The 11,039-nt window shown below is 65.3% G+C and carries 2 protein-coding genes; both read right to left on the reverse strand.

From position 1 onward, the window contains the following. Positions 1-3: 3 nt before the first annotated feature. Complete coding sequence (locus QQS53_RS02840; protein WP_472774417.1) at positions 4-6,375, reverse strand: DEAD/DEAH box helicase; 6,372 nt, start codon at positions 6,373-6,375, stop codon at positions 4-6. 22 nt (positions 6,376-6,397) lie between these two features. Then, positions 6,398-10,987: an Eco57I restriction-modification methylase domain-containing protein gene (locus tag QQS53_RS02845; RefSeq protein WP_472774418.1), complete on the reverse strand. Its 4,590-nt coding sequence runs from the start codon at positions 10,985-10,987 to the stop codon at positions 6,398-6,400. Positions 10,988-11,039 lie beyond the last annotated feature (52 nt).

Raw genomic sequence — 11,039 nt, forward strand, 5'->3', positions numbered from 1 at the left:
GGTTTAGTTCTCCTCGCTACTGTCACTGCTACTGCCGGCGGTGAGGTTCTCAATCAGGCGGGCCAGCCCGGATTCGGTCGCCGCACACACGGCGGTGCCGGCGGGCACGTGTTCGCGCACCGCGTCGACGTCCTCGGGGTAGACCAGTACCGCGGCGGGCTCGGCCCAGCCGGCCACGGTGATAAGACCGGCGACCTCCTCGCCGCTCTCGTCCGGCACCGGCACGCCGGCGCGGGCCAGCTGCTCGAACCAGGCGGCCTCTTCGTCGCCCGCGTAGTCGGCGACCAGCTCGCTCCATTCTTCGGGCAGGGGCGCAGCACCGCCGGTGGGGGCGGGGCTTTCCGCTGCCGCGAGATCGGCCGCGCCCGGGTACATCTCCGTCACGGTCGGCTGGCCGAGCGGCTCGGCGGCCCCGGCAACGCGCACCTTCGACCGGTTACTATCCAGGTAGTACAGGTTGGAACGCGCCGTGAACGAGTTCCATACCTCCGGGGCGAGGGCCCGCCCGTCCAGGTTGAGCTGCAACGTGTACTGGTTTCTGGCGAAGGTCGCGTCGATAAGACCGGAGGGGGACTGGGCCTGCGAACTCAGCGCTGCGGCCGCCTGGGCGACGCCGGCCCAGTCGCCGGTGGGCTCGGCCAGGATCTTGAGCAGCTGGGTGAAAGGATCGGTGGTCAGCAGCTCCATCTTGCTGCGCTCCAGGTTTGTATTCATGGCCAACGCCTTGGCCAGGCGCTGGTTGTACCAGGCCGGCGGGGTGTCAGCCTCGCCCGCCTGAGCCCGCTCGAAGCTGTTGAGATCCTCCCAGGTCATGGTCCAGGGCAGGACGCCCATCTCGTGGTAGAGCCAGTTGCGCTTTTCAAAGTCGCCCACCACGCGGTTGTGGGCGGTACTCGCGTGGTACTGCTGCCCGTCGAGGTAGAGCGCGATGTCGCGCAGGCGTGAGTCCTGGGTCTCGAAGTAGAAATCCGGGATGGTTTTCCCCAGGTCCTTTTGCTCGTGCATCTGCCACACGTGCGGTGAGCCGGGGAACGTTATGGTCCACTGGGCGTGCTGACCATTGACCTTTTCCGAAACCGTGGCGCGACTAGACTTCAGCTCCTCGCGCAGCATGGTCAGGAAGCGGGCCTCGAGGTGGGACTGGGAGGTCTGCTTCGGCTCCGAGGTCGAGATCTTGCCGGACCAATCTCGCAGAAGCGGATCGTCCTCGGCGTCGAGGTGATCGGTATCCGCCAGGATCTTGGACAGCACGACTAGGGCGGCTTCCCTAGAGGTGGACTCGGCTAGGTGTTCGCTGGTATACGGCAGCAGGCAGTCCGGGCAGGCCAGGCGCGAGTCGTGCGCACAGGCGCATTTCTGGAGCTTCTCATAGACTGCAGTCAGCAGCTTGCGGATGTGCTCCGGGGTGATGAACTCGGCCAGGTAGCCGGTGCCACCGGGGATGGTGTCGTGCAACAGGAGCATCGGCGTGACCACCCCGTCCGACGGGGTGTACACCGCGGCGACGTCCAGGTGGGAAGGATCGCCGCCCAGGTAGGTCTTGAAGCCCAGGCGCAGCGCGGCGATGAGGCTCGGCACGGTCAGGCTATCGCCGGCGGTCAGGCGCTGCGGCAGGTTGAGCATGACACCCTGGGTGTTGAGCGTGCGGCCCAGGGCGAAGCTGACGGTGTCCTCTTCTTGTGCGTGGCGCTGCTTGCACCAGGGCGCGTGATCCCGCCAGCTGTTCCTGCCGGCCTCGCTGTCCAGGTGCCCGCAGTGACGGCAGACCCGAAACAGCGGGGCCTCGACGGTCTGGCCGGAGACCTCGCGCTGGTTGGCGCCGGCGGGCTGGCCCAGGTTGAGCCAGCGCATCTGCAGCTGCGGCAGGTAGCGCACGCCGAAGCCGGTGCCGGTCAGGTACCAGGCTTCCTCCTCACCCGGCGCCCGGGAGATAAAGCTCAGCGCCTGCTGGTAGTTCGTGGTTTGGCGCTCTTCCCGCAGGTCGTTGATGGCGGCGCGGGTGTGGTCCACGGACGCGTAGACCTTGGTCATCTCGACCACGGAGAAGACCTGGTCTCGGTCGGCGAAGGCGGCGGACCCGCACACCGGGCAGCCGGTCGGGGTAGCCGGCGCGGTGCCGGCTACGTCCTCGACGATGGTCTCCGAGTAGGAGCACTGCGGGCACAGGCGCCACTGCTGGATTGCGGATTCCTTCATCCCCAGTTCGACCGTGTCCACGGTGGCGGCCACGCCGCGCACGTAGAAGGTCGAGCCCGGCGCCAGCTCGTAGAGGGCGCTGGAGATCCCGCGCTGGTAGTCGTAGCCCTCGGTGGTGATTTCCGCGGTGGCCGGGTCCAGCTTCGAGACGGAGACGTGGAAGTCCACCGTGTCGTCCAACAGGGTGAAGTTCGGCAGGAGGCCGTAGCGCTCCAAGGCGGCGACCCAGTGCTCGTCGGTGACGGTCTCGCGCTGCTGGCGGCGCAGGAACCTCCGGCTGGCGCGCAGCGAGTCGAGCTCCTGCTGGAACTCGTCAGCCTCGCCTTCCGCCCGGGCCAGGCCCGCGGAGGCCTCCGCCACGTTCTGGGCTTCGAGGTCATTGATGGCGTTCTCGACCACCTTAAGCCGCTCCAGGAGTTCGCGCAGCGTGTCCTCCCAGTCGCGCCGGGCCGCGTCGATTTCTGCGCGCAGCCCTCCCGGATCGCGGGCCCAATCACGCAGGTTCTCCAGCACGTCGGCGTGGCTGTGCTCGGCCAGGCTGCCGGTGAAGACCTCTAGCTCCGGCTCGATGCCCGCGGCGATGGCGTCTCCCACCGCGTCCAGCAGGGTGCGCTTGTTGAAGGGGAAGATGTCGTTCGCGGTGCGGGGCGGCTCGATGTCGTCGGCCAGCTGGAGCCCGTCGATGAGGAAGGCCACGAACTGGCGGCGCACGATATCTCGCGCGGACAGGTGCGCGGCCGGCGCGCCCACGGTCCCGGCGATGGTGTGCAGGGGGTGCTCGAGCTTCATCAAGGACTGGCCGCGGCCGCGGATGAGTGCGAGCACCAGGGAGTTGCCCGACAGGCGGCCGGCGCGGCCGACGCGCTGGACGTAGCTGGCAACGCTGGTCGGCATGGACGACAGCATCACGGTGGACAGGTCGCCGATGTCGATACCCATCTCCAGCGTCGGGGTCGCCACCAGCACGTTCGGGGCGTTCGCGGCGGCGTCATCGAGGGGCTTTTTGAATTCGGATTCCACGGCGAGGCGCTCGGAGGACTCGAGCAGGCTCGTGTGCTCCTTGGAGACCACCGTGCGCGAGCTCTTCGACTCGTAGAGGCGCCGGTAGTAGTTGTCCGCAACCTCGCTGGCCTCGTAGACGCCCGCGCAGGACAGGTTGTAGCAGGGGGCGCCGAGCAGGGTGCTAAGGACGCTGGGCGCGACGCCGATCTGGGTGTGGCAGGTCGTGCACTCGAGCACCGGGCTAGCCCCGCCTCGCGCAGGCCCGTCCGGCGCGCTGATGACGATCTGCTCCGGGGCCAGGTAGTAGATCGTGCCGCCGCTATCCGTGGTGGCGGTGCCTAGGGCCCCATCGTCGGCGAGCTGTCGGAGCAAGGACGATGCCAGGTGGCCGGCGTCGTGTCCGGAACCGCCGATGGTGCGTCCCGTCCAGCGGGCGAACCAACCGGCCGGCGCGCCGACGGGCAGCAGGCCGTCGTCCCACTTGCGGTTGCGCGTCATCTTCGGGCCGGTGCGGGGGAACTGCGGCGCGCCGCCCTTGACGAATCCGGGCAGCCCCTTGGCGCGGGCCTCGCGCCGGTTGAGCTGGAACGGGTTGCAGTCCTGGCGCAGGTAGGAGCCAAACCACGGGTGGTTGATGGAGCCGGCCGTGCGCATGTATTCCACCAGCCCGCGGGCCCAGCGCAGCAGCTCGGAGTCCTCGGCGACAAGGCCCAGGGTGCGGGCGGCGTCTAGCAGCTGCTCGTCGCTGATATCCACGCGCACGGTCAGCGTGCCGGTCGAGACCAGCGAGCGGGACAGGTCCACGCGGTCACCGAATTCCAGGGCGGTGTCCAGCCCCAACCGCCGGAGCGCGGCGGTGGTCGCCGTACGGCGCTGGTTGCGGGTGGCCGCCGGGTCCCAGAACGCGGAAAACGCCCCGGACTCGGCCACGTCCGGCGGCAACAGCTCGTAGCGGGCGCGGGGGACCAGCTCCTTGCGGAGGCTATCCACGTGCTTGACCAGCTGCTGCGGGAGGGCGGCGAGCGTTACCTCGCCGTCGCCGACGATCTGCCGGATGCGGGTACGCAGCGTGAACGTGCGCGCACGGGCCTGGATGAAGCCGGCGCGGTGGGCGGCGTCCTGGACCGAGTCCGTGAACACGAGGGTCTTCTTTTCCTCGTCGGCCAGGTCGGCCATGCCGAAGAGATTGGAGATGGCTACGGACAGCAGCGTGGCAACGGAAGAACCGAGGTAGCGGATCGCGTCCGCTTCCCCGCACGCCGGGCAGGTATCCGAAGCGGCGAGCTCATCCACGTCCTCACCGTGGTAAGTAAGGACGGGAATGCACGGTTCATTTTCCAGCTCCTCCTCCTCGGGTTGGGTGGAGCTCAGCGAAGGTTCGTCTATTTTGAACCAGTAGAGGCGCGGATCCGAGTTGGGTTGGGAGGTCCCTTGTGCGGCGATTTCCGAGGAAGCGTCAATGAGCGGTCGCATGTAGCGCCGGTGCCGGATAGACTCGCGGCGGATGTTCTTCGGTTTGATCTCCAGCCCATCTCCGCCCGGGGCGACAGAGATCATCCACCCGGAGCGCCCGCAGTGCCGGCAGTAGCAGGCCGGCAGCCATTTATGCTTGGAGTCCGCGGTCGTGACGCCGTCATCGGACCAGCGGAAACTGTCCTCGCCGCTGTCGTCCAAGTCCACGACGCGCTCGAGGCGGGAGACCTCCCGGACCCACAGGTGGGTTTCCACGCCGGGCAGCTTCTTCGCCTCCCACGCGTCCACCTCGCCGTAGGCGGCTCGCAGGTGGGCCAGCTCGGTCAGTAGGTGCGTTACCAGTTCTAGCGCCCCGGTCCCGGCCAGGCGACGTGTCAGAGGATCGAAGACCATTTCCACCAGGTGCTGGCTGTCCTGGTCGCCGACCTCCTCGGACAGCGGCCGCGCGACTGCCGCCGCCTGCAGTACCTCCAGCACCAGCGCGTTGCGCGACATGGCCGCAATCGCGGACTCAAGGGAGGAATCACAAGAAAACAGCCGCCGGCACAACACCTCGTGCACAATCGACTCGTAGGACGAGGCGCCCTCAGAACTAGCAGAACTGGCACTGCCCAGGGAATCCAGACCTTCCGCAATCTCCTGGTTGATAAGCGCGATGGTATCCACGCTCGGCATGTCCGTAGGTCTGCCTTCCCGGCCGACCATTTTTTCCACCGCGGCCTGCCAGTCGGGCAGGTCCATTAGCGTTTCGCCCACGACGGCCTCGGCTCCCACGTCCTCGCCGAAGACGGTGTGGGCGAAGCTGGCCATATTTGTGGCCGCATCCGGCCCGCCACCCAGCGTGGCTGAGGTCGCCACCGGCGTGACCTGGCCCAGCGGCCGGGCCGCCGCGTCCGCGTCCAAGAAGCCTTCCGGCTGGTGCTTCTTCAGCCGCAGCCCCAGCCGGCGAATCAGCATGGCCACGTCCGTGCCCTGCGCACCGTCGTAGGTGTGGAACTCATCGAGCACCAAGTACTGCAAGGACGCTGCCGATGCCTCCCAGATCCCCCGGTCGGCCTCGCGCAGCAACAGCTGGTCCAGCATCTTGTAGTTGGTGAGCAGGATATCCGGCGGATTATCGCGCAGCACCGAACGATCACTAATCAACCCGTGCTCGCTCATCACCGTACGCGCGGAGTCTTTCGCCTCGCCGGTATAGATACCCGCGCGCACCCCGGCCAGCTCCGCGTGGGCGTGCAGCAGCTTCGCCAGACGCCGCTCCTGGTCATTGGCCAGCGCGTTCATGGGGTAGAGGATCAACGCCTTCACACCGGGGCTATTGACCCGGCGGCAATGGTCCAGGATGGGAAACAGGAAGCTCTCCGTCTTACCGGAACCAGTACCCGTGACCACCAGGGTGGGCTCCGGTCGCTTCGGCGCGCCGTCGGCCCAAGAGGCCAGGCGTCGGAAGGCCTCGGCCTGGTGCCGGTAGGGCTTGAACCAGTCCGGCAGCCACTCCAGGATCCCCTCCCAGTCGTCCGCGGGCGCATACGGCAAACGCGTGCGCACGTACGGACCGTGGAACATCCCGGCAGCGTCCGACTGCAGGAATTCGCGCAGCTTAGCCGCCGTCTTCGCCTCACTCAGCGCGAAGTTCGTGGCCAGGTATTCGCTGAGTCCCTGCGCAACGTGGGCCGCGGCATGGGTGGGGATAAGACTTGGCATGGTTCCCATTGTCTCCTAGGGTCTAACTCTCGTCCATCAGAGCAGCGAACTTGGCATACGATGCCCGCAGGTCCGCCTCACGGTCCAACGGCGCGAACGGGTACTCGAACAGGTACTCCACACCCGACTGCGGATGCGTCCACCGCCGCTCCGATTCCGGCAACTCGACATCAAAACCAGCCTTCTTCTGTGCCTTAGCCACAGGCCCCTGCACCAAACGTCCGTTAGCGTCGTACAAATCCTCCGTGTCGTAGCGCCGCATCACCGGGAACTGGGTGCGGTAGATCATGCACAGCTCATCAACCGTAATCCCCAAGGACAGAGCCACAATCGCATCAATCTCATTCTGCGCATGCCACCGCTCACGAGCATTGCGCAACGGCACATCCACAGTCCACGCAGTACCCATCACCGACTCCCACAGCTCCGCATACGCCGAGGTGAGGCAGTTGAGGCGGAGGTAGTTTTCGGAGGCAGTTTCGAGAAGTGACGATGAATCATTGAACGGAATGCTGTCCACCAAGCTTCGGAAGAGATGTCCGCTACCCGCAGACCGCGCCCAAAAATCACTTGTGATGGAGGAGAAAACTGCTCCGATTTGGGCAAGAGTCCTATCCTCAGCAGTGCAGCTAAGCACGGTGTTGACATGGGCTGAGTTGCGAGGAATTATTGATGGGTAGAGCGTGCGGAAACCCGTGGTCGCAGCCATTTCTCGCCAGGCGATGCGATAGGTACTGATGGCGTTCACGGATTTGCCATCTATGGTCCACTGACCGTAGTCGATATCGTAGTTGGGCTTGTCAGCTCGATTAGGAGCATATGCTGTCGCCGGAATGAAGTCCACGGGCATGGCCTCGAAATCAATCACCGACCAGTCCTGGTTGTGCTTCATTGTGGGGTTCGGCTGTTTGATCATGGGCGTGGAGACGCCCAGGTGCGGTCCCTGCAGGATGACGTCGCTCCAGGAATCTGGGTGCTGCCACGAGGAGTCGAAGTATCCGGCTTTCTTGTCCGCGCTTTCGTGCCACCCAGACGAGTACGAAAGACCTAGCTCGTGCAAGCGTGGGGCCTCGGCGAGCTTTTGAAGGACTTTAGCGGCCTCGGTGTTTACGGAATAGACCGTGCGCGACTCCAGCAGCGGAGTACCAGGGTCCTCCAAAATCGAGTTCCAGGTCTTGAGCATCTCCTTGTCGACGTGGATCAGTCGATCGCGGTGGGGGCGCAAATCCCAATTGTTGTTGTCATCCTTGAAACCGGGCAGAGGGCCGGTGCCGTCGTGGGCGAAGGAATCGATGACGGTTTGTGGGTGGTACAACGACGTCGCCATGAGGAAATCTGGGGAGTCCTGCGGATCACCGTAAACGTGAACACCGTACTGAACTAAGTGGTGGACATCGAAAAGTACATGTTCATTGATGAACTGCCAATGCCTGCGCAGGCGTCGATAGGCGCCGGCGCGCAGGGCCGCTGCCTTCTTCTCGGTGAAATGGGACTCGGGGTGAATCAGGGTGGTGATGCCCGCGGCGTTCGCGTTGCGCCAGGTTACCTCCATGAAGCCGCGGTACAGATCCGGCTGTTGCTTGACTAGGAGGGGGAACCGGGTGGCATCGCCAAGCACGGCAGACGTGACCACAGAGTCGGCGAGGCCCTTGGCCAGGGTGTCGCGGACGGCGGAATCGTTAGCTAGGTGTTGACGGCGTTCCTTCTTCTGCGCCTGGGTAGGTTTGTGTGCCAGGTTGAACCACGGGTCGTGCTCGGACAGGAGGGCATCGACGTCTGTGCGGGGGCGTACCCACGGCGGGTTGCCCACTTGGAAGTCGAAGCCGCCGCGGGACATGACTGCGGCGAAGTCGAGGTCCCAGTGGAAGAACGCCTGCTCTTGGGCGACGGTGATGGCGGTTTCTAGCCAGGGGTGGGCGACAAGGAGCTCGTCGCGGGACAGGGCGCTGGTGGCGGTAAGCTCGAAGGATTCGAGGTAGCCCAGATCCTCCCACCGCATGTCGAAGCCGAAGCCTTCGGTCTGCTTCGGGCGCTTGCGCGATTCGGGGAAGATACCCAGCAGGTCCTTGAGGGTGTTTAGCCACTCGTCGAGGTCAGGCAGTTCGTCGGTTTTGGTAATCGGCCAGAACCAGAGGGCGTTCCACGCGTCCATGGCTAGGCGCAGGCGCTGGTAGGCGCTGTCCGGGTTGTTGAACAGCTGCTCTTCGATCTCCGCGCGGGTAACGTTCTTGGCCGTCGGGTTGAATTCCTGGCCGAAGATGCGGATGTCGCGGCGGGATTGCTGCTCCGCGAGGCGGAGGCGGACCAGGGAGATCTGCCAGAGGCGTTCGACCTCCTTGGCCAGTTGCGTGGCCAGCTTGGCCTGGGCCGCGGTCAGCGAGGTGCGGATGCTCTTGCGCCAGGCCTTCATCGCCTTGACCTCGTCGGGGGCGATGTCCTTGAGATCCTTGGCATCGGCGGCAGCACCCCAACCATTCGATGGGAGCAGGAAGTGGTGGATGCGGCCGGCCAGCTTCGGGTCTGGGGAGCCGTTGGTGATGGACTCCGCCACGCTTTCGACGCCGTGGTAGGTGGGCATCTCCTTCAGATATGCCCGCTTCTTCACATCATTGGCGCTCAGCGTCGAGCGCGTTGCGCCAATCAGCGAGTTACCGGCGCGCAGGTGCAGGCCGAACCATGGGGCCTTCAAATCCGAGGTCATGGTGTCCAGCCAGAGCGAGATTTCGGCCAGCTCAACCGCAGTGTCGTTAAGGTCTACGCCGTAGACCTGGTGCAGTGCAATAGTTGCCTTCACCCGTTGCAGCTCCACAGGGCGCTGCTCGGGCTCAATCTGCTCGCCAAGCTCCTCCTGCTTCATCTCCAGGTAGAGCTCCGCCAGCTGATTGACCGTCTCCACCGCGAAGGCCCCGGAGCCCATGGCCGGCTCACAGATGGTCAGGCCCAAGATGTCGTCCGCGTGGTCGATACGGCCCGCCGCCTTGAGCTCCTCAATACCCTGGCCCACGGTGAAGCTGGACAGAACCTGCGGGGAGTAGAAGGAGGCGGAGCGCTCCCGGTCGCGGGAGGACTGCCGGTAGACGAAGCTGCCCCGCGGGTGGCGGCGGCGGTGCTCCGAGAAGCCGCCGGTGGCCTCCGCGCGCTTGACCAACACGAAGGAGTCCTCGGGAAGGCCTGCGGCCTTATCCTCGGCGACCAGCCAGGAGCCCTTCTCCGGGTTACCGTGGGGAGCGACCTCCAGCAGGTCCTCCTCCGCGATGAAGCCCGTATAAGACATCAGGCCCTCGTAGACCTGGCCCAGCTCTGTGACGCCGAGGGTGGCATAAGAGATGAAACCGCGGTCGGCCCCGCGCTTCTCCTTGGTCAGCAGCAGGTTGGACAGGACCTTCTGCAGCGCGGCGTTCGACAGCTTCACCCGGTCGATATACGCCGTGGCGGCCGGCTGAAACAGATCCGCCGACAGGTTGCGGAACGTCAAGCCTTCTTCGCCGGCCTTCGGCGCGTGCAGCGGGTTATCCGGGTCGAGCGGATCGTGCCCGTCATTGACCTGGCTGAACAGCAACTGCAGCGAGTCGTAGAGGTAGGTGCCGCGCCGGGCGCGGTCGCTAGTGGGCTCTACAAGGATCTGGTCCCGCAGGCGGGTCATGCCGTAGCCTTCGTCGTAACCGGCGTCCCCGGTCGGGAGGATTTCCAGCTCCGGGGAAGACTCCGCGAACAGCAAGAACAGGATGCGGTAGAGGTAGCGCAGCGACTGCTTGGCCAGCTCGTTGCCCTCCAGATCCTCGGTGGAAATGCCCTGCTGGCGGTAGCGCTCCAGCACGTCGTTGCCGAGCACCTCAATCGAGTCCTTAATTGCCTCGCGCAATCCCGCGGAGACCTTCGCGGTGTGCGCGTGCGAGTCCTCGAGCGTCTGCGACCACCAGCAGGTACCGTCCGCTGCGACCTCCACGTTCTCGCGCGCCAGGGAGGCGACCGTGCGCGGCACCTCACCCTTGGCGCGGGTGTCGTTGCGCTCGGTAGCCAGCGCCACGTCCACCGCCAGGAACCGGCCCAACGGCCAGGACTCCCGCTCGGCCAGGATGGCCCAGTTGCCGGCGAAGACCAGGATGAACTGCGGCGGGGTATCCGTCAGGAAAAGCTCACTGACCGTCTTGCGTGTAGACCAATCCTGCTCCTTCTCGTTGAGCCGCGGGGCAGTTAGCGGGCTGACACTGCTGAGATCTTCCACCGCCTCGATGGGGTGCGACTCCAGCGCCAACATCGAGCCCTGTGCTCCCCGGAAGGCGGTGAGGGTGAGGTCCTGTCCGTTGCGTTCCAGCGTCAGTTCTTCCGGCCCCGGGTAGCCGAAGGCCTGCTGGATGGCGCGGTGGCTGGCCAGGGCGGTGTCCGGGCGGTCCTTGTCGAGCTTGGACAGCGCGCGCTGTAGCTCCTCGCGCTGGCCGGTGTAGCGCGCGAGCGGGGAGGTGTGCGCCTGGTTCTCCTTATCGGCGGCCTTCCATTCCTTGACGCGTGCGTCGACCTTCTTGCCGAAGTTGTCTTCCTTCTTCTCGTCCGAGGTCAGGTAGTAGTCAGAGATCCACTCTTCAACGTTGATGATGGAATCAAAAGCAGACATGGTGAAAATTCCTGTAGAGGTTGGCGGGGAAGCGGTATTTGGGGATGGTGAG

The organism is Corynebacterium sp. 2571A (assembly GCF_055700935.1).

Excerpts from the sequence above, each read along its gene's own strand:
- QQS53_RS02840 (WP_472774417.1), bottom strand. The coding sequence starts at position 6,375 with ATGCCAAGTCTTATCCCCACCCATGCCGCGGCCCACGTTGCGCAGGGA.
- QQS53_RS02845 (WP_472774418.1), bottom strand. The coding sequence starts at position 10,987 with ATGTCTGCTTTTGATTCCATCATCAACGTTGAAGAGTGGATCTCTGAC.